The 23,112-nt window shown below is 66.2% G+C and carries 20 protein-coding genes and 1 pseudogene; 10 read left to right on the forward strand and 11 right to left on the reverse strand.

Going from position 1 to position 23,112, the window contains the following annotated elements; translation table 11 throughout:
• Positions 1–6 precede the first annotated feature (6 nt).
• From FPJ27_RS17115 to FPJ27_RS17125, 3 genes are read left to right on the forward strand one after another with little or no spacing between them, the layout of a single operon-like run.
• On the forward strand, positions 7–1,161 hold the full coding sequence (locus FPJ27_RS17115) for a DUF2827 domain-containing protein (RefSeq protein WP_072443686.1): 1,155 nt from the start codon (positions 7–9) through the stop codon (positions 1,159–1,161).
• Positions 1,162–1,186: 25 nt separating this feature from the next.
• Positions 1,187–1,654 (forward strand): DUF4019 domain-containing protein, encoded by a 468-nt coding sequence (locus FPJ27_RS17120; protein WP_204421907.1) that lies wholly within the window; start codon positions 1,187–1,189, stop codon positions 1,652–1,654.
• Positions 1,655–1,684: 30 nt separating this feature from the next.
• Complete coding sequence (locus FPJ27_RS17125) at positions 1,685–2,821, forward strand: DUF2827 family protein (protein WP_204421908.1); 1,137 nt, start codon at positions 1,685–1,687, stop codon at positions 2,819–2,821.
• Between the two features lie 172 nt (positions 2,822–2,993).
• Here the strand turns inward: FPJ27_RS17125 and FPJ27_RS17130 are convergent, their stop codons facing one another.
• The 3 genes from FPJ27_RS17130 to FPJ27_RS17140 form a co-directional block, all read right to left on the reverse strand.
• Positions 2,994–3,410: a hypothetical protein gene (locus tag FPJ27_RS17130; protein ID WP_204421909.1), complete on the reverse strand. Its 417-nt coding sequence runs from the start codon at positions 3,408–3,410 to the stop codon at positions 2,994–2,996.
• Between the two features lie 93 nt (positions 3,411–3,503).
• Positions 3,504–4,307: an EAL domain-containing protein gene (locus FPJ27_RS17135; protein ID WP_034180853.1), complete on the reverse strand. Its 804-nt coding sequence runs from the start codon at positions 4,305–4,307 to the stop codon at positions 3,504–3,506.
• Positions 4,308–5,093: 786 nt separating this feature from the next.
• On the reverse strand, positions 5,094–6,236 hold the full coding sequence (locus FPJ27_RS17140) for a DUF2827 domain-containing protein (protein WP_204421910.1): 1,143 nt from the start codon (positions 6,234–6,236) through the stop codon (positions 5,094–5,096).
• A 181-nt stretch (positions 6,237–6,417) separates the two neighbouring features.
• Here FPJ27_RS17140 and FPJ27_RS17145 point away from each other — a divergent pair.
• Positions 6,418–6,609: pseudogene (locus tag FPJ27_RS17145) on the forward strand (galactosyl transferase GMA12/MNN10 domain protein); the annotation flags it as partial.
• 72 nt (positions 6,610–6,681) lie between these two features.
• On the opposite strand, the gene FPJ27_RS17150 reads toward FPJ27_RS17145, so the two are convergent.
• The 6 genes from FPJ27_RS17150 to FPJ27_RS17175 all read right to left on the reverse strand — a co-directional run bounded on the left by FPJ27_RS17150 (position 6,682) and on the right by FPJ27_RS17175 (position 15,023).
• Entirely contained in the window at positions 6,682–8,796 is a 2,115-nt protein-coding gene (locus FPJ27_RS17150; protein ID WP_204421911.1) for a phospholipase C, phosphocholine-specific, read from the reverse strand.
• A 42-nt stretch (positions 8,797–8,838) separates the two neighbouring features.
• The gene (locus FPJ27_RS17155; RefSeq protein WP_204421912.1) at positions 8,839–9,042 is read right to left on the reverse strand and encodes a hypothetical protein; all 204 of its coding nucleotides are present in this window, start codon (positions 9,040–9,042) and stop codon (positions 8,839–8,841) included.
• A 322-nt stretch (positions 9,043–9,364) separates the two neighbouring features.
• Complete coding sequence (locus FPJ27_RS17160; RefSeq protein ID WP_204421913.1) at positions 9,365–11,362, reverse strand: acetyl/propionyl/methylcrotonyl-CoA carboxylase subunit alpha; 1,998 nt, start codon at positions 11,360–11,362, stop codon at positions 9,365–9,367.
• A gap of 39 nt (positions 11,363–11,401) precedes the next feature.
• Positions 11,402–12,187, reverse strand: a complete 786-nt coding sequence (locus FPJ27_RS17165) for an enoyl-CoA hydratase/isomerase family protein (RefSeq protein WP_204421914.1) — start codon at positions 12,185–12,187, stop codon at positions 11,402–11,404.
• Positions 12,188–12,202: 15 nt separating this feature from the next.
• Positions 12,203–13,810, reverse strand: coding sequence for a carboxyl transferase domain-containing protein (locus tag FPJ27_RS17170; RefSeq protein ID WP_204421915.1), 1,608 nt, complete (start codon positions 13,808–13,810; stop codon positions 12,203–12,205).
• A 31-nt stretch (positions 13,811–13,841) separates the two neighbouring features.
• Positions 13,842–15,023, reverse strand: coding sequence for an isovaleryl-CoA dehydrogenase (locus FPJ27_RS17175; RefSeq protein WP_034180867.1), 1,182 nt, complete (start codon positions 15,021–15,023; stop codon positions 13,842–13,844).
• 170 nt (positions 15,024–15,193) lie between these two features.
• Between FPJ27_RS17175 and FPJ27_RS17180 the strand changes: the two genes are divergently transcribed.
• Positions 15,194–15,940, forward strand: a complete 747-nt coding sequence (locus FPJ27_RS17180) for a TetR/AcrR family transcriptional regulator (RefSeq protein ID WP_204421916.1) — start codon at positions 15,194–15,196, stop codon at positions 15,938–15,940.
• A gap of 69 nt (positions 15,941–16,009) precedes the next feature.
• On the opposite strand, the gene FPJ27_RS17185 is transcribed toward FPJ27_RS17180, so the two are convergent.
• Positions 16,010–16,498: a MarR family winged helix-turn-helix transcriptional regulator gene (locus FPJ27_RS17185; protein ID WP_204421917.1), complete on the reverse strand. Its 489-nt coding sequence runs from the start codon at positions 16,496–16,498 to the stop codon at positions 16,010–16,012.
• 198 nt (positions 16,499–16,696) lie between these two features.
• Here FPJ27_RS17185 and FPJ27_RS17190 point away from each other — a divergent pair, with 198 nt between their 5' ends.
• The 5 genes from FPJ27_RS17190 (at position 16,697) to FPJ27_RS17210 (ending at position 22,546) form a co-directional block, all read left to right on the forward strand.
• Positions 16,697–17,776, forward strand: coding sequence for an aromatic ring-hydroxylating dioxygenase subunit alpha (locus FPJ27_RS17190; protein WP_204423243.1), 1,080 nt, complete (start codon positions 16,697–16,699; stop codon positions 17,774–17,776).
• Positions 17,773–18,738 carry a PDR/VanB family oxidoreductase gene (locus FPJ27_RS17195; protein ID WP_072443704.1) on the forward strand — a complete coding sequence of 322 codons (966 nt, stop codon included), beginning with the start codon at positions 17,773–17,775 and terminating at the stop codon, positions 18,736–18,738. The genes FPJ27_RS17190 and FPJ27_RS17195 overlap by 4 nt, the downstream gene beginning before the upstream one ends.
• A 48-nt stretch (positions 18,739–18,786) precedes the next feature.
• A complete protein-coding gene (locus tag FPJ27_RS17200) occupies positions 18,787–19,848 on the forward strand; it encodes an aromatic ring-hydroxylating dioxygenase subunit alpha (RefSeq protein ID WP_072443705.1) in 1,062 nt (353 codons plus the stop codon).
• A 157-nt stretch (positions 19,849–20,005) separates the two neighbouring features.
• A complete protein-coding gene (locus FPJ27_RS17205) occupies positions 20,006–21,349 on the forward strand; it encodes an MFS transporter (protein WP_204421918.1) in 1,344 nt (447 codons plus the stop codon).
• A 102-nt stretch (positions 21,350–21,451) separates the two neighbouring features.
• Entirely contained in the window at positions 21,452–22,546 is a 1,095-nt protein-coding gene (locus FPJ27_RS17210; RefSeq protein ID WP_204421919.1) for a porin, read from the forward strand.
• Between the two features lie 20 nt (positions 22,547–22,566).
• Here FPJ27_RS17210 and FPJ27_RS17215 read toward each other — a convergent pair whose 3' ends face one another.
• The gene (locus tag FPJ27_RS17215; protein WP_204421920.1) at positions 22,567–23,013 is read right to left on the reverse strand and encodes a hypothetical protein; all 447 of its coding nucleotides are present in this window, start codon (positions 23,011–23,013) and stop codon (positions 22,567–22,569) included.
• Between the last annotated feature and the right edge of the window lie 99 nt (positions 23,014–23,112).

Here is a 23,112-nt window from a genome sequence, read left to right on the forward strand (position 1 = left end):
ATACGCATGTCGGACTCCAATGCCCGTCAAGCGCCCGGCGAGGGCAAACGTCTCGTCGTCGGCGTGTCGCTGTTCGTCCGCGGCGCCGGCCAGTCGCTGTGGGAAAACGGCATCTTCCAGAACTGCCTGCTGCTGATCCTGCTGCTGCGCCAGTCGCCACTCGTCGCAGAAGCCGTGATGGTGAACGGCGGCGAACAGGTCGCCGATCCGCAGATGATGCTCGGCGAATGGGACGTGCCGCTGCTGTCGATGGACGAAGCGCTGCAACGCTGCGACGTGCTGATCGAAATGAGCGCGCAGTTCGGCGCGGACTACCTGCGCGCGTTCCGCGAGCGCGGCGGCAAGGTCGTCACGATGCGGGTCGGCAACGACTACGTGATCGACATCGAACGCGCGATGTTCAACAAGCCGTCGGGCTTCCTGTTCTCGGGCGCGCCGTACGACGCGGTGTGGACGATTCCCGAATTCGAGCGCTCGTGCCTGCACTATTACCAGACGGGGCTGCGTGCACCGGTCACGATCGTCCCGCACATCTGGCACCCGATGCTGTTCGACAAGGCGCGCGCGACGCTCGGCGCCGGTTTGTCGTACGGCTATCGGCCCGGCAAGCCGCGCTGGCGCGTGACGATGTTCGAGCCGAACATCTGCATGGTGAAGACGAGCATCATCCCGATGCTGGTCACGGAAGAGGCATACCGCGCCGATCCGAAATTCCTTGAATTCGTGCGCGTGTGCAACACGATCCACATCAAGGAGCACGCAACCTTCGTCCACTTCGCGAAGAGCCTCGACATCGTGAATCATGGCATCACGACGTTCGAAAGCCGCTATGCGGTGTACGAGTTCATGGCCGCGTACGGCGATGCGGTGGTGTCGCACACGTGGGAAAACGCGCAGAACTACCTGTATTACGAACTGCTGTACGGCGACTATCCGCTGATCCACAACTCACCGTTCCTCGGCAAGGCCGGGTATTTCTATCCGGACTTCGACTGCCAGGCCGGCGGCCGCGCGCTGCTGCAGGCGTTCGCCGAACACGACGCGAACCTGGAAGCGTACCGCGAGCAGTCGAAGCACGTGCTCAGCTCGGTCAGCATCTACAACCCCGCGAACGTCGCCGCCTATACGGACGCGATCGCCACCCTCTATCGCGACGCGTGACGCGCCGCCCTTTCCGGACCCCGACATGAACGCACGCCCGCCCCTCACCCGGGCCAAATGGATGATCGGCTGCGCCGTCGCTTCGATCGCGATCGGCGCGCACGCGCAATCCGCCGGCGAATCGGCCGACACGCTGCTCCGCGATTCGGACGCAGTGTTCAGGCAGCTCGACGCCGGCCAGTACGGCGCCGTGTGGAGCGACGCCGCCGCGTTCGTGAAGGCGCGCATCAAACAGGACCAGTTCGCGGCCGACATGCAGCATGCGCGCCAGTCCGTCGGTACGGTCAACCATCGCGGCTGGGCGCAGATCACGCGCATCCGCTACACGAACGTATCGGCGATGCCCGACGGGCTCTACGCGAACGTCGACTATGCAACCACGCTGACGAACGGCGCGACCGTGTTCGAGAAGCTGAGCTTTCGCCTCGACGACGACGGCCGCTGGCGTCTGACGGGCTACGTGCCGCGCCAGTCGCAAGGCGCCGTGCAGTAAGCCGCGCGCCGCCCGCCTTACGGAGCCGCCATGAAACTCAATGTCGCGATAACGATGAACGTGCAGCGCGACGCGACGCAGTCGATCTGGTACAACGGCGCGAACCAGCATTGCGTGTACCTGTACATGCTGCTGAAGCAGTCGCCACTGATCGGCGAGGTGTGGCTCGCGCACGACGACGGCGTCACCGACTATCCGCAGGCGCTGATGATGGATGCGTTCGGCGACGCGCTGCGGCCGCTGTCGTCGGTCGTCCACCAGACCGACCTGTTGATCGAGATGAACGCGTTCGTCGACCCGTCGCACACGGACGTCGTGCGCCGTCGCAGCGGCAAGTGCGTGTCGTACCGCTTCGGCAACGACTACGTGATCGCGGTCGAGACGATCAACTTCGAGAAGAACGACTGGCGGCCGAACCCGCACCGCGTGCAGTTCGACGAGATCTGGACCAACCCGCAGCACATGCATACTTGCGCGGCCTATTTCCAGGCCGTGTATCGCGCGCCGGTGATCGAGCTGCCGCATATCTGGTCGCCGTATTTCATCGAGCGCAGCCTCGACGCCGACCCCGAACTGAAGGCCCGCTTCGGCTACCGGAATCACGGCCCGGCAAAGCGCATCGCGTTCTTCGAACCGAACCTGAACGTCGTGAAGAGTTCGATCGTGCCGATGCTCGCCGCGAACGCGTGCTACGTCGAGCATCCGGAGCTCGTCGAGCACGTGTACATGACCAACACGTTCGACAAGAAGGAGAACGTCGCCTTCAAGCATCTCGCGCTCGGGCTCGAGATGGTGCGCGACGGCAAGGCGACGGCCGACGTGCGCGCGCCGTTCGTCGCGTGGGCCGCGCATCACACCGACATCGTCGTGTCGCATCACTGGGAAAACGGCCTCAACTACCTGCTGTACGACGCGCTGTACGGCAACTACCCGCTCGTGCATAACTCGCCGTTCCTGCGCGACGTCGGCTACTACTACCCGGACTTCGAGATCTTCGACGCGGCGCGCGCGATCGCGACCGCCGCGCAAACGCACGACGCGCGGCTCGACGGCTATGCGGCGGCCGCTCGCCGCTGCCTGCACCAGGTCGACACGCTCGCCGAACACAACGTCCGCGCGTATTCCGCGCAGATCCAGCAGCTGTTCGCCGGCCGCGCGCTCGGCTGACCGCATTCGCACACGCCCCTGCCCATACGACGCGATCGACCGCGCGATGGCGCTCGTGCTCGGCGGCGTCGGAATGGATCGATCGATTTGTTGAGCGTCCGGGCGGCAGGCTGATCGCGCCCGGACGATGTCGAAGCCGGCCGCATGCCGGCCCGTACGCACTCCGGATGCGCTACACCAGCACCCGGTCGCCGCTTTGCGCGGCGAATGCGCGGCCATGCCGCCGCCCCGTGCGAGCGAGCATGGCGAAGCAACGAGCCGCCGGCCGGCTTGCGCCGCCGGATTGCTTCACGAGGCTGTCGGACACGCCGCGCGCGATCGCCGAATCGTCGCCGCACGCGCCCGCGATGACGCCCGCGTAATAGTGCCGCGCCGCCAGCTCGCGGCCGTTGGCGTCGAGCAGCGTCATCCGCTGAATACGGCGCGCGACCGCCTTCAGGCCGTCGAGATACGGTGCAACGTCGATCGGCACATCGGTCGATTCGGCACCCAGTTGCCACAGCATGTCGGCCAGCTCGGCGAGCGCGACCAGGTCGCACGCATCGGTCGCCTGCGTGCCCGTTCCGCCTCCGGTCTTCGTCTCCGCCATGCCCACGCCCCTTTTGCGATTCATCCCGGCCACGCGCCGGCCCCAACCGACTCCGGCGCGCATCACGCATGCCGCCCGCCTGTTCCCGCGCCGTCACGCGGCGGCCGGCGGCCGCCATGTAAAACGAATGCCCTGCGCCCATGCGACGCCGGCATCCACGATGATCTGCCGGTCGATCTCGTTCTCCACGCCTTCGACGACGACGTGCCGCGCGCCTTCATGGGCGAACGCGATCAGCCTGCGGAACTGGTAGCGCCCGATCGCGTTGCGCTTGATCATCGACAGGACCGACCGGTCGAGCTTCACGATGTCGGGATTGCCGACCACCAGATTGTTCAAGGCGCTGAAGCCGACGCCGAAATCGTCGATCGCGATCCGGCATCCGGCCTGCCGGAAGCGGTTCACGAACGACCGGCCCGCGACGGGATTCAGCGGCCCCGTCTCCGTGATCTCGACCACCAGACGCGCCGCGACCGACGGTTCGCGCTCGAGCCGCCTGAAAATCGCGAGCCACGCATCGTCGACGACCGCACTCGCCGCCGCGACGTTGCACCCGTAGACGGCGCCCGGATCGGCGCGCAGCCCGTCGATCGTCCGGCTCACCACGAGCCGGTCGAACCAGCGCATCAGCCCGAGCGCCTCGAGGCGCGGCAGGAACGCGACCGGCGGCAGCACGTCGCGCTCGCCCCAGCGCAACCGCGCCAGGCATTCCTGGTACAGCACGCCGCCCGACAGGTCGGATCGGCACACCGGCTCGTGCGCGAACCCGAGCCGGCTTTCCACGAAACTGCGTACCGACGCGAGGTCGGGATGATCGTCGGGGGCGCCGAACACGAGATCGATTTCGTCACGATTCGCTTCCCGATTCGCCTCCAGGCGAGCTTCGACCGCATTCATCCGGCGCTCCGGCAAATGGCGAGCCGCCGAAGACGGCTCGACCTCAACAAACATGCGGAGCGAACCGACCATGACGCGCTCCGCCGCCTACCCGGCCCATCCTGTTATGTCGATCTTTTCCGGGAGCGTACTTATCGCTTCGGCGCGCCGTCAAATTCGATATTTTCAACGATATTCAACTACTGGGAATACACCATGCACGCACGACACCGACAGTGCGACAGGTTACACAACGCGAATTACGGAAACCCAATCCGGAAACCGTTTGTCTTTTTCGTCTAAACAACTTCATCCGAATCGGTTTTCCGCGATATGCCAGCATCCAAAATCGAGAATTTCTCAATTGATCAGATAAATGCCGGTGCATGAAGCGCCGCCCGCACTCGATGCCAAGCCCACCGCCGTGGCCGGTTGCCCGGGGCCATTATCCGCAGAAAACCTGCCGCCGCGCGATCATTCGATCGCCGCAGCATGCAATTTTCCGTTTTCAAACGAAATTATTTAACTTCAAAACAGAATCAAATCACCTCGAATCAATAATACCAATTTTAATTATATGATGATTATCGATCGAACCTAATTTAACAATCTTTCCGACTTGTTAACCTATAAACTTGTTTTCGACGGACTTCCCTCGGAGCCGTCAAATTCGTGCCTTCAAAAACCGTCGACCCGAACGGGCTCGACGGTTTCTTTTTTAACGGCATCAATTCGTCAGACATTAGGGTGGGACAACCCCGATGGCGGCCGCCGGCGCAGCGGGCAAGCGCCTCGAAAAAACGGGCGTTATGCGGCCGTCGCCCCGATCAGGTTCGCGAGCAGCACGTCGTATTCGGCGACGAGCGCGGGATTCGCCGACGTGTAGCGGCCGAGGATGTCGCGCTGGCGCCGCGTGTACGCTTCCCAGTCGTCGTCATGCGTATGCAGCGCGCGCAGCAGCGCATCGGCGCCCTGCTGTACATCGTTGTCCGGATAGTAGTAGCCGAGATCGGGCGCGAGGCTCGCGTTGTGCACGAGCGGATAGCCCTGCCAGCACACGTCGAAATAGAAATAGTTGAGCGGGTTCGACCATTGATGCGACACGACGATATCGGTCAGGTCGGCCAGGAACAGCGGCGTATCGAAGCGCCCGACGAAGCTTGCCTTGCCCGCGCGCACGATGTCCAGGTAGTTCATCAGCATCACGAACTCGGGGCTGTCGTGCGCGAGGCGATCGGCGTTCGTCACGTGCGTGAAGCAGATCGCATCGGGGGCGCGGCGATACGCCTCGTCGATGATCAGCATCGGATACACGCAGAACTTCACGACGTTGTGGTTCGGCTCCATTACCGTCAGTCGCTTGCCTGGCTCGCTGCGCGGCCGGTATTCGCCGTGCTCCGGCAGCGATTGCGCGCGTGCGCTCAGGAACATCGGATCCCACACGAACGGCACGACGCGCCCCGGGCAGCGGCGCAGCGATTGCAGGAACGGCAGCGACGACGGCGCGATCTGCGGAATCGCCCACACCTCGTCGTAGCCGCGATTGATGAAGAGCGAATCCCACAGCCGCCGGCCAAACAGCATCGACTCCATTGCGTTGATGTACTCGACGCCGCAGCAATAGCTGACGAGTTTCGCACCGCGCGCTTTCAGGTAGGCCGTCTGCTCGCCGTCGATCTGCCCGCCGAGCTCGATCACCACGTCGAGCGAATCCTTCATGTCGGCGAACGCGCGGGTATCGTACACGGCGCGATCCCACGGCAGCGCGTCGGTAAGCGGCACGTCGGTCGTATTGACCAGCGTCACGCGGTAGCCGTGCGGCGACGCCATCAGCAGCTTCGCGAGAAACAGCGCGTTCTGCTTGATGCCGTTGATCCACAGGCTTTCGTCGGGGGCACGCAATCCGATCGTGATACCGATGCGCAGGCCGTTCAGGACAGGAGACGTCATCGTCGGCGGGATGGGAGGTTGGATGGGAATGGAATGAACGCAGTGTAGCGCGCGAAGCGCCGCCCACGTCAAGCTGAGGCGGCAATCGGGCATTCTAGCGAATCACCGGCGGGCGCACTGTCATGGATGGTTAGCACCGGGCTGGCGCACGCAAATCCGCGAACCGGTTATGCGATCCTCCGGCAACCAGCTGCATTTCATTCGCGCGATGGAGCGTGACGGGCAGTTGCACGGCGAAGGCGTGGCCGATTTCGCCAGCTTCAACACGCCCTGGCTGTTTCGCCGCGCGGACAGCTACATCGTGCATTACTACGGGACGTGGTCCGCGATGCGTGCGCTGATGATGGCGCACGACGACGGGCTGCTGCCCTGATGCCACCACCTCGACATCGCATGCGCATGCGCCGGCCGGCTCCAACCAGCCGACGGCGCGCGCCGGTTGCCGTCAGATCGCCGAAATCGTCGGCGCCACAGCAGCCGGATCGGTGATGCTAGCCTTGCCGGTCTCGACGTGCCCCGCGATGCGGCGCATCCAGCCCGCATTTCCCGCAACCGCGAACTGCAGGTCGTACCAGTGGCTGCTGCACGACAGATCCCAGTGCGCCTCGACGCGCTGCCCCGCTGGAATCGTCAGCGTGCGCGCCGCCCCGCCGTACGCGACATCGGTCGCCGTGACCGTCAGCGCGCTGCTGCCCGCATTCGCGAACGTCACGTAGACGTCGCCGTTCGCGGCGTCGTAGCACGCGGTTATTTCAGGCTTCGCGGCGGCGTCCGCGGCTGCGGACCCCGCAAAGCGCCGGAAATAGCCGTTCGGCCCCCAGACGCTCACCAGGTAGCTGCCGTTCGCGTCGAGCGCCCACGTATCGGTCAACTGCTTGCCCGCTTCGACCGTGTAGCGGCGCGGCATCGCGGTGGCGTCGCCCGTATAGACCCAGAAGTGCGCGCCTTGCGTGCCGGTATTCGCGAACGTCAGCGCGTAGCCTTGCGCGCCGAGCTGGCCGGTGACGTGCAGTTCGTACGGCAGCGCGCGCGCCGGCCGCGTGCCGGGCTCCTGCGCGGTCACGACCTGCTGCGCGGTGCTGGCCGGCGCGGTCTGCGACGACGCACGCGAACATTGCAGATCCGCCTGCGCGACATACGCCTGCGTGCTCGGCAAGGTCGGCAGCGTCGCATCCGGTTTCGAGAAATCGAGCGCCGACGTCAGGTCGCCGCAGATCGCGCGGCGCCACGGCGAGATGTTCGTTTCCATCACGCCGAAGCGCTTCTCGATGAATTGCAGCACCGACGTGTGATCGAAGACCTGCGAGCAGACGAAGCCGCCCTTCGACCACGGCGACACGACGAACATCGGCACGCGCGGGCCGAGGCCGTACGGCAGGTTGTCGGCGGTATACGTGCCGGTCTGCGTCGAGGTCACGACGTTGTGCCGCTCGAGCGACACGTCCACGGTGCTCATGCCGGATCCCGGCAGCGTCGGCGCCTGCGGCGGCACGACATGGTCGAAGAAGCCGTCGTTCTCGTCGTACATGACGAGCAGGACGGTCTTGCTCCACACGTCGGGATTGGACGTCAGCGCATCGAGGATCGTCGACAGGTAGTAGGCGCCGTACAGCGGCGTGAACTTCGGGTGTTCCGAATACGCGGCGGGCGGCAGCAGCCACGATACCTGCGGCAGCGCGTTCGCCTGCACGTCGGCTTTCAGTTGCGTGATCGGGCGCGTGCTCATCCCGCGCGTCTGCAGCGACGAACCGGCCGGCGCATTCACGAAGTTGTCGAAGCACGCCAGCATGTTCGTGCCGTAGTTGCCGGTGAAGTTGTCGAACCCGGTGCCCTGCTGGTAGACCTGCCACGAGATGCCGGCCTGTTCGAGCCGCTCCGGGTAGGTCGTCCAGCTGAAGGGCGGCAACTTGATCTTGTCGAACTGGTTGTCGATGTAGTCGGTGTTGTCGAGCAGCGGGCCACCGCCCGTGCCGAGCGGATCGACCATGCCCGTCATCAGGTACATGCGGTTCGGGTGCGTGTTGCCCGGGATCGAGCAGAAATAGTTGTCGCACACCGTGAACGCATCCGCGAGCGCGTAGTGGAACGGGATGTCGTCGCGGACGTGGTAACCCATCGTCATGTTGGACTTCTGTACCGCCCATTGGTCCGCGCGGCCGTTGTCGATCGCGCCGTGCGTCGTCGCCCACGTATGCGGCAGGCCGCCGATGCACTGCGCGTTCACGCCCGGGTTGGTCGTGTCGTAGCGGAACGGCGCGATCACGCTCGCCTTGTCCTCCTGCCGCGGCTGGAACCAGACCGGCTTGCCGTTCGGCAGCGTGACCGGGAAGCGGTCGTTGTAGCCGCGCACGCCGCTCAGGTGCCCGAGATAGTGGTCGAACGAGCGGTTTTCCTGCATGAACACGACGATGTGCTGGACATCCTGGATCGTGCCCGTCACGGTATTCGGCTCGATCGCAAGCGCCTTGCGAATCGATTCGGGAAGCAGTGCGGTGGCGGCGGTCGCGCCGGCGAGGCCGGCGGAGAACTTCAGAAAATCGCGTCGCGAATGAGTGGTCATGCTGGTTGCTCTCGATTGGATTTCTGGTTGGAACGACCGGTATCAGGAAGCGGGCGACGATGCGGGCGCGGTGAAACCCGGCGGGCAGCGCATCTGCGCGGTGGCGACGGCGCCGCCGCCGCAGGCGGCCTTCTGCTGTGCGACGGGCGCAGGGTCTGCATTCAGGTCGTCGCCGCAGGCGCTGAGGAGTGCTATCAGCGCGACCAGGCCGGCGACCGCGAAAGGCCGTAGGGCCGACGTTCGCATAACGTATCTCCGTGGACGTGATGAAGTGACACGGACGCGAGCCCGCGCCGGTCATATCGACGGCGAGATGCTATGTTCGACTTGTTACACGACGGTGTCGAGTGGAGATGGACGTGCGGCGGGAGGGTGTGGCGCAACGGGCCACGCGTTCGACGGAAGTATGGATTTCGCCGGCAAAACGTAATTCGATCGAAAGATTCGTGCGGCGCCGGCGTGTCGACGCAATCGAAGCAGTACCTGTCGCAACCACCTGCGTGCGGTGATTCGCGAAGCGGTTTTCACGGGCCGGCAGCCGCCGGCCCGCGCACGGCGAAAGCGTCGATCAGCCTTCCGCCATCATCAGCAACTGCGCGCCATCCGCGACCTGGTCGCCGACGCCGTACAGCACTTCCGCGATGACGCCCGCACCCGGCGCGCCGATCGTGTGCTCCATCTTCATCGCTTCCATCACGATCAGCGGCGTGCCGGCTTCGACCTTCTGGCCCGGTTCGACCAGCACCGCGATCACCTTGCCGGGCATCGGCGCGGTCAAACGCCCGCCGCCCTGTTCGGTGTCGCCCGCATGCGCGAGCAGGTTGCGCCATTCGAACGTCTCGGCCGCGCCCTGCGTGAACACATGGAACGTGTCGCCGTCCGCATACACGCGGCCGCTGCCGCGCACGCCGCCGAGCGTCACATCGAAATCGAGCGGCGTTGCGCCGCGCGTCCACGCGAACGGCTGTGGGGCCGCGTCGCCGGCCGCGATGCGCGCAACGGCGCCGTCGTCCTCGTACGCGACGGTCACGTCCGCGTCGCGGTCGACCGCATGCCATTCGAGCGTGCGACGATAACCGCCGTTCAGTCGCCAGTCCGGCAGCGCGCCCCATGGCGATGCACCCGGTGCGGCCGCGCCGCGTTCGCGCGCGAGCAGCGCCGCGCAAGCGAGCGCGAGCGTCGCGCGCGGCGGCTGTTGCGGTGCGAACAGCGCGTCGTGGTTGCGCTCGATCAGGCCCGTATCGAGATCGGCCGTCGCGAACGGCTCGCACGCGACGATCCGCTGCAGGAACGCGGCGTTCGTGTGCAGGCCGACCACCTCGCACGCGCGCAGCGCGCGCAGCATCAGGCCCAGCGCTGCCGTGCGGTCCGCGCCATGGACGATCAGCTTCGCGATCATCGGATCGTAGAACGGCGTGATCGCATCGCCTTCGCGCACGCCGCTGTCGATACGCACCGCTGCGCCGATGTCGAACTCGACGCCCTCCGGCAGCCGCAGGTGCTTCAGCGTACCCGTGGACGGCAGGAAGCCGCGTGCAGGGTTCTCCGCGTAAAGGCGCGCCTCGAGTGCGTGACCCTGCACGCGCAGTTCATCCTGCACCAACGGCAGCGGCTCGCCGGACGCGACGCGCAGTTGCCATTCGACGAGATCGAGCCCGGTGACCATCTCGGTGACCGGATGCTCGACCTGCAGGCGCGTGTTCATTTCCATGAAGTAGAACGCGTCGCCCGTCATGATGAATTCGACGGTGCCCGCGCCGACATAACCGACCGCGCGCGCGGCCGCGACGGCCGCCTCGCCCATCGCGCGGCGCACGTCGTCGTGCAGGCCCGGCGCCGGCGCTTCCTCGAGCACCTTCTGGTGACGGCGCTGCACCGAGCAGTCGCGGTCGAACAGGTAGACGGTATTGCCGTGCGTGTCGCCGAACACCTGCACCTCGACGTGGCGCGGGCGCGTCAGGTATTTCTCGATCAGCACGCGGTCGTTGCCGAAGCTGCTCGCGGCCTCGCGCTGGCACGACGCGAGCGCCGCCGGGAAATCGTCGGAGCGCTCGACCACGCGCATCCCCTTGCCGCCTCCGCCCGCGCTGGCCTTCAGCAGCACCGGATAGCCGATCTCGTCGGCTTCGCGATGCAGGTTGCCCGCGTCCTGGTCGTCGCCGTGATAGCCGGGCACGAGCGGCACGGCGGCCGCGTGCATCAGCGCCTTCGCGGCGGCCTTCGACCCCATCGCCGCGATCGCGTCGACCGGCGGCCCGATGAACGCGATGCCGGCCGCTTCGCACGCATGCGCGAAATCCTCGTTCTCCGACAGGAAGCCGTAGCCGGGGTGGATCGCCTGCGCGCCGGTCGCGCGCGCGGCTTCGATGATGCGCTCGATGCGCAGATAGCTGTCCGCGGCCGCCGAGCCGCCGATATGCACGGCTTCGTCGCATGCGGCCACGTGCTTCGCGTTCGCATCGGCGTCGGAATAGACGGCGACGCTCGCGATCCCGAGACGTTTGCACGTCGCGGCGACGCGGCACGCGATTTCGCCGCGGTTGGCGATCAGAATCTTGTCGAACATGGCTTCGGTTTCGTCCGGAAAGGGTGGATCACGACGACGTCATTCACGCCACGACGGCGTGCGTTTCTCGAGGAAGGCCGCGATCCCTTCGCGCGCTTCCGCACCCGCGCGGGTCCGCGCGATCCAGTCGGCGGTCTGCTCGATCAGCGTCGCGTCGAGCGCGCGGCCGGCCACATCGGCGACGAGCCGCTTGCACGCGCGCACCGCGTCGGGGCCGTTCGCGACGAGCGTCGCGGCCAGCTTCGCGACCGTTTCGTCGAGCGCGTCGGCCGGCACCGCGTCGTGAACGAAGCCGAGCGACGCGGCGCGCGCGCTGTCGAATACCTCGGCCGTCGTGAAGTAGCGGCGCGCCGCACGCTCGCCCATCGCGCGCACGACGTACGGTGCGATCGTCGCGGGAATCAGTCCGAGCCGCGCTTCCGACAGGCAGAACTTCACGCCGTCGGCGGCGATCGCGATATCGGCCGCCGCGACGAGGCCCACGCCGCCCGCATACGCGTCGCCATGCACGCGTGCGATCACCGGCTTGCCGCAGCGATGGATCGCCTCGAGCATCCGCGCGAGCTTGCGCGCATCGGCACGGTTCTCGTCGTCCGAGTACCCGGCCATCTTCTTCATCCAGTTCAGGTCCGCGCCCGCGCAGAACGCGGTGCCTTCCGCCGCGAGCACGATCGCGCGTACGCCTTCGTGCGCGTCGAGCCATTCGAACGCGGTGGTCAGCTCGGCGATCGTCGTCTCGTTGAACGCGTTGCGCACGTCGGGACGCGCGAGCGTGACGGTCGCGACGCGGTTTGCTTCGTTAACCTTGATGGTTTCGTATCGCATCGTCCGCTCTCCTCGTTACATCCGGAACACGCCGAAGCGCGTATCGTCGATCGGCGCGTTCATCGATGCGGCAAGACCGAGACCGAGCACGTCGCGCGTCTGCGCGGGATCGATCACGCCGTCGTCCCACAGCCGCGCGCTCGCGTAGTACGGATGGCCCTGGCGCTCGTACTGGTCGCGGATCGGCTGCTTGAATGCTTCCTCTTCGTCGGTCGACCACTCGCCGCCCTTCGCCTCGATGCCGTCGCGGCGAACGGTCGCGAGCACCGACGCGGCCTGCTCGCCACCCATCACCGAGATGCGCGCGTTCGGCCACATCCACAGGAAACGCGGCCCGAATGCGCGGCCGCACATCCCGTAATTGCCGGCACCGAACGAGCCGCCGATGATCACCGTGAACTTCGGCACCTTCGCGTTCGACACGGCCGTCACCATCTTCGCGCCATGCCGCGCGATGCCTTCGTTCTCGTACTTGCGCCCGACCATGAAGCCCGTGATGTTCTGCAGGAACACGAGCGGGATCTTGCGCTGGCAGCACAGCTCGATGAAATGCGCGCCCTTCACTGCCGATTCGGAAAACAGGATGCCGTTGTTCGCGACAATCCCGACCGGATGGCCCCAGATGTGCGCGAAGCCCGTGACGAGCGTCGTGCCGAAGCGCGCCTTGAATTCGTCGAACTCGGAATCGTCGACGATGCGCGCGATCACCTCGCGCACGTCGAACGGCTTGCGCGTATCGACGGGGATCACGCCGTACAGGCTCTTCGCGTCGTAACGCGGCGGCTTCGGCTCGCGCAGCGCCACTGGCGGCGCGATCTTCGGTGCGAGATGATCGACGATGATGCGCGCGATCGACAGCGCATGCGCGTCGTTCTGCGCGAGGTGGTCGGCCACGCCCGACAGGCGCGTGTGCACGTCGCCGCCGCCGAGATCCTCGGCACTCACTTCCTCGCCGGTCGCGGCCTTCACGAGCGGCGGCCCGCCGAGGAAAATCGTGCCTTGGTCCTTCACGATGATCGACTCGTCGCTCATCGCGGGTACATACGCGCCGCCCGCCGTGCACGAGCCCATCACGACGGCGATCTGCGCGATGCCCGCGGCCGACATCGTCGCCTGGTTGAAGAAGATGCGGCCGAAGTGGTCGCGATCGGGAAACACGTCGTCCTGGTTCGGCAGGTTCGCGCCGCCCGAATCGACGAGGTACACGCACGGCAGCCGGTTTTCCGCGGCGATTTCCTGCGCGCGCACGTGCTTCTTCACGGTCATCGGGTAGTAGGTGCCGCCCTTGACCGTCGCGTCGTTGCACACGATCACGCACTCGCGGCCCGCGATCCGGCCGATCCCGGTGATGACGCCCGCGCCCGGCGCGTCGTCGTTGTACATGCCGTTCGCCGCGAGCTGCGACAGCTCGAGGAACGGTGCACCCGGATCGAGCAGTTGCGCGATGCGCTCGCGCGGCAGCAGCTTGCCGCGCGACAGGTGCTTGTCGCGCGCGGCCTGGCCGCCACCCTGCGCGAGCTGTTCGATCTTCGCGCGCAGGTCGGCGACGACCGCCTCGAGCGCCGCGGTGTTCGCGCGGAAGTCTTCCGAACGCGGGTTCAGTCTGGATTCGATGATCGGCATCGACGGGGCTCCGTTCGCGTGACGTGGGGCGTTACATCGTTTCCGCGAACAGCTCGCGGCCGATCAGCATCCGGCGGATCTCGCTCGTGCCGGCGCCGATTTCATACAGCTTCGCATCGCGCCACAGCCGGCCGACCGGGTATTCGTTGATGTAGCCGTTGCCGCCGAGGATCTGGATCGCCTCGCCGGCCATCCACGTCGCCTTCTCGGCCGTATAGAGGATCACGCCCGCGCAGTCCTTGCGCACCTGGCGAATGTGGTCGCTGCCCGCCGAGTCGAGATGGCGGCCGACCGCGTACAGATACGCGCGGCACGCCTGGAACGTGGTGTACATGTCGGCGACCTTGCCCTGGATCAGCTGGAATTCGCCGATCGCCTGGCCGAACTGCTTGCGGTCGTGGATATACGGCACGACCGCGTCGAGGCATGCGGCCATGATGCCCGTCGGGCCGCCCGACAGCACCGCGCGCTCGTAGTCGAGGCCGCTCATCAGCACCTTCACGCCGCCGTTGAGCTGGCCGAGGATGTTCTCTTCCGGCACCTCGACGTCCTGGAATACCAGCTCGCCCGTGTGCGAGCCGCGCATGCCGAGCTTGTCGAGCTTCTGCGCGACCGAGAAGCCCTTCATCCCCTTCTCTACGATGAACGCGGTGATGCCGCGCGCATTCGCTTCGACGTCCGTCTTCGCGTAGACGACGAGCGTGTCGCAATCGGGGCCGTTGGTGATCCACATCTTCGTGCCGTTCAGCACGTAGCGGTCGCCGCGCTTGTCGGCGCGCAGCTTCATGCTGACGACGTCGGAGCCGGCATTCGGTTCGCTCATCGCGAGCGCGCCGATGTGTTCGCCCGACACGAGCTTCGGCAGGTATTTCTGCTTTTGCGCTTCGGTGCCGTTGCGGTGAATCTGGTTCACGCACAGGTTCGAATGCGCGCCGTACGACAGGCCGATCGACGCCGATGCGCGCGAAATCTCTTCCATCGCGACCATGTGCGCGGTGTAGCCCATGTTCGCGCCGCCGTACTCCTCGGCGACCGTCATGCCGAGCACGCCGAGATCGCCGAACTTCTTCCACAGATCCATCGGAAACTGGTCGGTGCGGTCGACCTCCGCCGCGCGCGGCGTGATTTCCTTCGCCGCGAACGTCGCGACGGCATCGCGCAGCATCTCGATGTCTTCACCGAGCATGAATTGCACGCCGGGCAGGTTGATCATGTCTCCTCCGTCTCCAGAAAGTGTGTCGCACGCACCGATTTCTGAGTTTCGCTCAAATCGAATGAATGCGTCGATTCATTGACCAATACAGCGTAAATTTTGCACAGTTTCGCGCCTCGCCCGGTTCGGCGTCAATAGTTTTTTGAGTGACACTCAGATATCATGCCGACATGACAGCCGCTACCGCCGACACCATGACCGCCACCGTCAAAGCCGACCGCGCCGACACGCCGCGCGCGCCCGCCGGGCGCAAATCCCAGCAGCGCGTGCAGGACATCCTGCGCGCCGGTCGTGAAGTGTTTGCCGAAAAAGGCTACGAGCATGCGACGGCCGCCGAGATCGCGCAGCGCGTGGGGGTATCCGAGGCGACGGTGTTCAGCTACTTCCGCGGCAAGCGTGAACTGTGCGCGCGCGTCATCGCGGATTGGTACGACGAAATCATCGCCGCGTTCGAGCACGGGATGCCGCAGGATGCGTCGGTGCAGCAGCAGTTCGCGTTCATCGTGCGCACCCACCTGCGGCTGATGCTCGTAAACGGCACGGGGCTGTGCGCGCTGGTGCTGTCGGAAGGCCGTGCGAAGCAGCATGCGCTGAGCGACGAGCTCACCGCGCTGCAGCGCCGCTATACGGCGCCGCTGATGGACGTGCTCGCGCGCGGCCAGGCGGCCGGGCAGGTCCGCGCGGACCTGCCGCTGAGCCTGCTGCGCTCGATGGTGTTCGGGCCGATCGAGCACGTGCTGTGGGACGCGATCCTCGGGCACCGCAAGCTCGATACGGAAACGATGGCCACGCAGCTGGTCGACATGCTGTGGGCCGCCGTGCAGCCGCCCGCGCCGGAACAGGCGGCGCTCGTGCGCTTCAGGAACGAGGTCGCGGAAGCGGTGCGGCGGCTGGAAGGGGAAGCGTCACGCCCGTAATGCAGGCAGGCGGCGCGAAGCTGCTGCCGCCTTGCCGCATCTGCTCTTCCATCGCGCGGAAATCAGCCGCTACGACTCCTCGCCAACCCGCAGCGGCGCGCGGCTCTGCTCGTTGTTCAAATGGACGAACTTGCGCAACAGGCGCATCAGTTCCTGCGAATCGTCCTCGCCCATGCCGTCGAGCAGGCCGGCACGCAGTTCCTGCACCGACGGAATCAGGTGCGTCAGCAGTTCGACGCCGGCCGGCGTCAGCAGCAAGCGCCGCTGACGCCGCGGCAGCACTTCGCGGACGATCAATCCTTTCGCTTCGAGCCGGACCGCGAGATCCGCGGTCGTCGACGTGTCGAGCGCCACCCGCTGCGCGAGCGTCACCTGATCGAGCCCCGGACACTCGTACAGCATCCGCAGGACCGCGTACTGCACCGGTGTCACGTCCCGGCCCAGCTTCTCGTAGAACATCGCAACCGCGATCTGATGCGCGCGCCGGATCAGGTGCCCGGGTTCGTCGTACAGATCGAGCGGGAAAGCCGGTGCGTCGGCGGGATTCGTTTTTTTCATGAATGAGTCGATGACGTAGGCGGCGCACGCTGTTGCGTGCGCTCATGGCATGGCGCTGCCTCGCGCCATTTCCCGGGAAAACCAGTATACCGCTCGCCTTGCCCCGGCCAATCTCGATGAGTACACTGAATCTCATTCAGCACACTGAATGAAGAACTGCCGCGTACCAGCGGCACCGCCCCGAAGGAGACGATGAACGTGTTTCTCAAGAACGCTTGGTATGTGGCGTGCACGCCCGATGAAATCGACGGCAAGCCGCTGGGCCGCAGGATTTGCAACGAATCGATGGTGTTTTACCGCGCGGCGAACGGCCAGGTCGCCGCGCTCGAGGACTTCTGCCCGCACCGCGGCGCGCCGCTGTCGCTGGGATTCGTGCGGGACGGCGTGCTCGTGTGCGGCTATCACGGGCTGGAAATGGGCTGCAACGGCAAGACAGCCGGCATGCCGGGCCAGCGCGTCGGCGGATTCCCGCCGATCCGCAGCTTCCCGGTAGTCGAGCGGTACGGATTCGTCTGGGTCTGGCCGGGCGATGCGTCCGAAGCCGATCCCGGCAAGCTGCCCGCGCTGTCGTGGGCCGAAGATCCGGCCTGGGCGCACGGCGGCGGCCTGTATCACATCCGTTGCGACTACCGGCTGATGATCGACAACCTGATGGATCTCACGCACGAGACCTACGTGCATGCGACGAGCATCGGCCAGAAGGAAATCGACGAAGCGCCGCCGAAGACGACCAGCCACGGCGACGAAGTCGTCACGAGCCGCTTCATGCAGAACGTGATGCCGCCGCCGTTCTGGAAGATGGCGCTGCGCGGCAACGGCCTCGCCGACGACGTGCCGGTCGACCGCTGGCAGATCTGCCGCTTCACGCCGCCGAGCCACGTGATGATCGAAGTGGGCGTCGCGCATGCGGGCCACGGCGGCTACGACGCGCCGGCCGACCTGAAGGCGTCGTCGATCGTGGTCGACTTCATCACGCCCGAGACGGACACCTCGATCTGGTACTTCTGGGGGATGGCGCGCAACTTCCGGCCCGACGATCACGCGCTGACCGCCGAGATCCGCGAAGGCCAGGGCAAGATCTTCGCCGAGGATCTCGAGATGCTCGAGCGCCAGCAGCTCAACCTCGAGAAGTGGCCGGACCGCAAGCTGCTCAAGCTCAACATCGACGCCGGCGGCGTGCTGTCGCGCAAGGTGATCGAACGGCTGCTCGCCGCTGAAAGCGCGTCGAACCCGCAGCGGCCCGCGATTCCGCTCGCGCACATCAAGGACGCGTCATGAGCGCCGCGACGCTGACGGTCCGGGTGGCCCGCAAGTGGCAGGAAGCGCGCGACATCTGCGGCTTCGAATTCGTCAGCGACGACGGTTCGCCACTGCCGCGCTTCGACGCCGGCGCTCATATCGACGTGCATTTGCCGGGCGGGCTCGTGCGCCAGTACTCGCTGTGCAATCACCCGGAGCACGGCGATCGCTATCAGATCGCCGTGCTGCGCGATGCCGGGGGCCGCGGCGGGTCGCGCGCCATTCACGACGAAGTCCGGCAAGGCGATACCGTGCGGATCGGCATGCCGCGCAATCAATTCCCGCTCGCCCCCGACGCACCGCACCACCTGTTGCTCGCGGGCGGGATCGGCGTCACGCCGATTCTCTGCATGGCGGAACGGCTGTTCTCGTCCGGCATGCCATTCGACATGCACTACTGCGCGCGCTCGACCGATCGCATGGCCTTCGTCGAGCGGATCAACGCAGCCGGGTTCAATGACCGCGCCCGCTTCCATGTCGACGACGGCGCCCCCGCGCAACGCTTCGACCTGGCCTCCGTGCTCGCCGCCGCGCCTGACGGCACGCACCTGTACGTATGCGGCCCGCGCGGCTTCATGGATGCGGTGCTGAACGCTGCGCGCGAGCGCAACTGGGCCGACGAGCGGCTGCACTACGAGTTCTTCGGCGGCGCGGTTGCGACGTCCGGCGCGGATCGCGCGTTCCAGGTCCGGATCGCGAGCAGCGGCAAGGTGATCGACGTGCCGGCCGAATGCACGGTCATCGCGGCGCTGGCGGCCAACGGCGTCGACGTGCTGACGTCGTGCGAGCAAGGCGTATGCGGGACCTGCGTGACGCGCGTGCTGCAAGGCGAGCCCGATCACCGCGATTCGTATCTGACGGAAGCGGAACAAGCGGCCGGCGACCAGTTCATGCCGTGCTGTTCGCGATCCCGAACCGACCTGCTGGTACTCGATCTGTAGACGGACCGCCCGACACGCGGCGGCCAACAACAATACCGGAGACGATCAATGGAGCAAGATGCCCGACCACCGATCAATACTGCCAAGTTCCCTATCGACCGATGGTGGGTCGCCGCGCTGTCATCCGAACTGACGGACAAACCCGTCGCCCGCACCCTGCTCGGCCGCCCGGTCGTCCTGTTCCGGTTGCCGTCCGGGGAAGTCGGCGCGCTGGAGGATCGCTGCTGCCACAAGTCGCTGCCGCTGTCGTGCGGCTCGCTCGAAGCGCGCGGCCTGCGCTGCGGCTACCACGGGCTGCTGTTCGACCGCGGCGGCACATGCGTGGAGATTCCCGGCCAGGACCGGATTCCGGCGAAAGCGTGCGTAACGTCGTATCCGGTGCAGGAACAGGACGCCATCGTGTGGATCTGGATCGGTGCCGACGCGCACGCCCAGCCGACCTGCGCGCCGCCGCGCTACGCGTTCCACACGGATCCGCAGTACCGGTTCGGCGGCGGCAACTACCATTACGACGCACCGTATCAGCTGATTCACGACAACCTGATGGACCTGAGCCACCTCGGCTATGTCCATCTGAAAACGATCGGCGGCAACGCGCCGCTGCACATGGGCGCGGAAACCCGCGTCAGCACCGACGGCGACACGGTGACGCTGGTCCGCCGGATGCCGGATTCCGCCCCGCCACCGACCTACACCGCCGCCTGGCCGTTCGCGGGCCGCGTCGATCGCTGGCAGGAAATCGAATTCCACGTGTCGCACATCCGGATCTGGACCGGCGCGATGGACGCCGGCACCGGCGACCTGCTCGATCCGGCGCGCGGCGGCTTTCACATGCGCGGCTTCCACGGCATCACGCCCGAGACGGACACCACGACGCACTACTTCTGGACCGTCGCGACCAATCCGCAACACGATGTCGAACGCGTCGCGCAAACGGTCATCGAGCAATCCGCGGCGACGTTCGATGAGGACAAGACCGTGATCGAAGCGCAATACCGGAATCAGATGCGGTTTCCGGGCCGCCACCAGATCGACATTCACGTCGACGCGGGGCCCAATCGCGCACGGCGCGTGATCGAGCGGCTGCTGCTGCAACCCGAACCCGCGTAACCATCGCGCCGGCGCGCGAGCGACGCCTGCCGGTCGCGGCGGGCGTTCCCTGGTTGCCCGTCAACCCACGCCTTCGCTTTCGTCCCATTCGCTACTGCCGGCTTCGATTTCATCCTATTCAATTAGTCATACTATTTTTTTATGAAGGATCTCTGACGTGAGCGCAAATATCCGCAATACGCTCGACGAATCGCCGATGAGCGCGTTCCAGACGACGGCTGTCGCAGCCTGCGTCGTGCTGAACATGCTCGACGGGTTCGACGTGCTGGCCATCGCGTTTGCCGCGCCGCACCTGGCGGCCGAATGGAAACTGAGCGGCAAGGAAATCGGCCTGCTGCTGAGTGCCGGTCTGGCCGGCATGGGCATCGGCTCGGTGCTGATCGCGCCGCTGGCCGACCGGGTCGGCCGCCGCCGCATCATCCTGCTCTGCCTCGCCGTGATCTCGACCGGGATGCTCGCCTGCGCGGCCACGCACGGCACGCTGCAACTCGCGGTCGCGCGTGCCTATACGGGGCTCGGCATCGGCGGCATGCTGGCGAGCCTGACCGTCATCAGCGGCGAGTATGCATCGAACAAATGGCGCAGCGCCGCGATCGGCATGCAGTCGACCGGCTACGCGATCGGCGCCACCGCCGGCGGAGTCATCGCCGGCTATCTGCTGTCGGTGTGGGGATGGCGCAGCGTGTTCGCGTTCGGCGGCATCCTGACCTTGATGTCGATCCCGATGGTGCTCGCGCTGCTGCCGGAATCGCTCGACTTCCTGCTGGCGAGGCGTCCGGACAACGCGCTGCAGAAAATCAACCGCATCCTCGCGAGAATGAAGCGCGCGCCGATCGACACGCTGCCGGCTGCGACTGCGTCCATCGACACGGCGAACCCCGCGTCGAGCTGGACGGCCGTGCTGCGCGCACCGCTCACGCGCCGCACGATCGCGCTGTGGATCGCGTTCTTTCTCGTGATGGGCAGCTTCTACTTCGTCGTGAGCTGGACGCCGAAGCTGCTGGTCCAGGCCGGACTGTCGGCGTCGCAGGGCGTGACCGGCGGCGTGCTGCTCAATCTCGGCGGCATTGCGGGCGCCTCGCTCTTCAGCCTGCTGTCGACGCGGTTCGGCCTGCGCAACCTGCTGGGCGCGACGCTGCTGCTGGGCGGCGCACTGATGGTCGTGTTCGGTGCGAACACGGGCTCCCTCGGCATCGGGATGACCGTCGCGGTGCTCCTCGGTGCCGTGATCAATGCGTGCGTGGCCGGCATGTATGCGCTGTCGCCGACGCCGTATCCCGCCGAAATCCGCACGACCGGCATCGGCCTCGCGGTCGGCATCGGCCGCCTCGGCGCGATCCTGTCGCCGATGACGGTCGGTGCGCTGCTGGACGACGGCTGGACCGTGCCTCATCTCTATCTCGCGTTCCTCATGCCGATGGTCGGCGCAGCGATCGCCGTCGCCGTGGCGGGCGCGCGTGCCGCGGCACCGCACCGGCAACGCGATCCGGCGATGTCGTAACGCGCGACGCCCGCAGTCTTGCCGACACCCGTCGGTATCCCGGACATGTCCCGGGCACTAAAAAAATCGATAAGCATATCTACATACTGTTTGGAGACAGTCATGAAAACGAAACTGGGCGCCGCACTCGCGACGGCGATGGCGCTGGCCGGACCGGCCTGCGCACAAAGCAGCGTCACGCTGTACGGGATCATCGATACCGGCGTGTCCTACTACAACAACGCCGCGCACGGCGGGTCGTTCACCGGGATGCCGACGCTGACCGGCGAGGTGCCGTCCCGCTGGGGCCTGAAAGGCACGGAGGATCTCGGCGGCGGCTACCAGGCCTTCTTCGTGCTCGAAAACGGCTTCCAGCCCGGCACCGGCGCGCCGAACTACGGCGGGCGCCTGTTCGGGCGGCAGGCGAACGTGGGCGTGAACAGCCCCTTCGGCGCGCTGACCCTCGGCCGCCAGATGAACATGTCGATGATCGTGCTGACCAATGCCGACGTGATCGGTCCGTCGATTCATTCGATGGCGGATTTCGACTCTTATCTGCCGAACGCGCGCAGCGACAATGCAATCGGCTACAAGGGCACGTTCCACGGCGTGACGCTCGGCGCCACCTACAGTTTCGGCCGCGACGCGGCCGGGCCGGCAGGACCGTCGGCGACGGGCTGCGCCGGACAGGTGCCCGGCGACATCGTCGCCTGTCGTCAATACACGGCGATGCTCGCCTATGATGCGAGCAATTTCGGGCTGGCCGCATCGCACGACGTGATGCGCGGCGGCGGCGGCGCGCTCGCGCCGCTGAACAATCCGGCGTACACCGACACGCGCGACATCGTCGCCGGCTACGTAAAGTTCGGCCCCGCGAAACTGGGCGCCGGGTGGATCCGCCGCAACCTCGCGGCGGCCGAACACCTGCAGGCCGACATCGTGTTCGCCGGCGGCACGTACTACGCGACGCCCTACCTCGCACTCGACCTGCAGGGTGTACGCTACCTGCAGCGTCGCGAAAACAGCGAAGGCGGCACGAACGCCACGCTGCTCGTCGGCCGCGCGAGCTATTTCCTGTCGAAGCGGACGACCGTTTATACGTCGGCGGGCTACATGTTCAACAGCACGCTGGCCGCGAACGCGGTCGCCGCCGGCGGGACGGTCGGCACCGGGATGAATCAACTCGGCGTGATGGCCGGCATCCAGCAGAAGTTCTGAACGCCGGCCCCCGCACTACCTCAATCGGCGAGCCGGCAATGCAAGAGCTTCAACCCCGGCAGCACCGGCGCGTCGATATAGCCCTCGTTCACGCAGCTGAAGCGGAAATTCGCGGACGCCGTGAACGGCTTGATCTCGCCGCCGGGAAATTTCGGCTTCAGCGCGGCCTGGTCGGCCACATCGAAATGCGTGTCGAACTGCCCGCCGTCGGTCGTCAGCGCGCCGAAGTACGTGCCGCCCGGATCGCTGCCCATCCGGATCACGGCGCCGACGAACGCGAGGCGCTTGCCGTCGTATTTCGTCTTCGCGGCGGCCATGTCCTGCGTATAGGCCTCGATCACGGCACTGTAATGCGCGTCGATCGCGGGCTCGTCCGCCGGTGCGGCGCAGGCGTTCTGGTGAACGCCCGCCAGCATCGCGCACGCCGCAAGCGCGGCCGCCGCGAACGGCGCGGAAATCTTTTTCATTGGGTGGTCTCCCGTCAGGCTTGGCGGTTGAAGTGATTGAAAGCGGCGCGGTGCCGGCTGCCCGGCATAACGCCAGATGAATTCGCTTCCGTTTTAATC

Source organism: Burkholderia sp. MS455 (assembly GCF_016899445.1).
Taxonomy (GTDB): domain Bacteria; phylum Pseudomonadota; class Gammaproteobacteria; order Burkholderiales; family Burkholderiaceae; genus Burkholderia; species Burkholderia pyrrocinia_C.

Excerpts from the sequence above, each read along its gene's own strand:
- FPJ27_RS17115 (WP_072443686.1), top strand. The coding sequence starts at position 7 with ATGTCGGACTCCAATGCCCGTCAAGCGCCCGGCGAGGGCAAACGTCTC.
- FPJ27_RS17120 (WP_204421907.1), top strand. The coding sequence starts at position 1,187 with ATGAACGCACGCCCGCCCCTCACCCGGGCCAAATGGATGATCGGCTGC.
- FPJ27_RS17125 (WP_204421908.1), top strand. The coding sequence starts at position 1,685 with ATGAAACTCAATGTCGCGATAACGATGAACGTGCAGCGCGACGCGACG.
- FPJ27_RS17130 (WP_204421909.1), bottom strand. The coding sequence starts at position 3,410 with ATGGCGGAGACGAAGACCGGAGGCGGAACGGGCACGCAGGCGACCGAT.
- FPJ27_RS17135 (WP_034180853.1), bottom strand. The coding sequence starts at position 4,307 with ATGAATGCGGTCGAAGCTCGCCTGGAGGCGAATCGGGAAGCGAATCGT.
- FPJ27_RS17140 (WP_204421910.1), bottom strand. The coding sequence starts at position 6,236 with ATGACGTCTCCTGTCCTGAACGGCCTGCGCATCGGTATCACGATCGGA.
- FPJ27_RS17150 (WP_204421911.1), bottom strand. The coding sequence starts at position 8,796 with ATGACCACTCATTCGCGACGCGATTTTCTGAAGTTCTCCGCCGGCCTC.
- FPJ27_RS17155 (WP_204421912.1), bottom strand. The coding sequence starts at position 9,042 with ATGCGAACGTCGGCCCTACGGCCTTTCGCGGTCGCCGGCCTGGTCGCG.
- FPJ27_RS17160 (WP_204421913.1), bottom strand. The coding sequence starts at position 11,362 with ATGTTCGACAAGATTCTGATCGCCAACCGCGGCGAAATCGCGTGCCGC.
- FPJ27_RS17165 (WP_204421914.1), bottom strand. The coding sequence starts at position 12,187 with ATGCGATACGAAACCATCAAGGTTAACGAAGCAAACCGCGTCGCGACC.
- FPJ27_RS17170 (WP_204421915.1), bottom strand. The coding sequence starts at position 13,810 with ATGCCGATCATCGAATCCAGACTGAACCCGCGTTCGGAAGACTTCCGC.
- FPJ27_RS17175 (WP_034180867.1), bottom strand. The coding sequence starts at position 15,023 with ATGATCAACCTGCCCGGCGTGCAATTCATGCTCGGTGAAGACATCGAG.
- FPJ27_RS17180 (WP_204421916.1), top strand. The coding sequence starts at position 15,194 with ATGACAGCCGCTACCGCCGACACCATGACCGCCACCGTCAAAGCCGAC.
- FPJ27_RS17185 (WP_204421917.1), bottom strand. The coding sequence starts at position 16,498 with ATGAAAAAAACGAATCCCGCCGACGCACCGGCTTTCCCGCTCGATCTG.
- FPJ27_RS17195 (WP_072443704.1), top strand. The coding sequence starts at position 17,773 with ATGAGCGCCGCGACGCTGACGGTCCGGGTGGCCCGCAAGTGGCAGGAA.
- FPJ27_RS17200 (WP_072443705.1), top strand. The coding sequence starts at position 18,787 with ATGGAGCAAGATGCCCGACCACCGATCAATACTGCCAAGTTCCCTATC.
- FPJ27_RS17210 (WP_204421919.1), top strand. The coding sequence starts at position 21,452 with ATGAAAACGAAACTGGGCGCCGCACTCGCGACGGCGATGGCGCTGGCC.
- FPJ27_RS17215 (WP_204421920.1), bottom strand. The coding sequence starts at position 23,013 with ATGAAAAAGATTTCCGCGCCGTTCGCGGCGGCCGCGCTTGCGGCGTGC.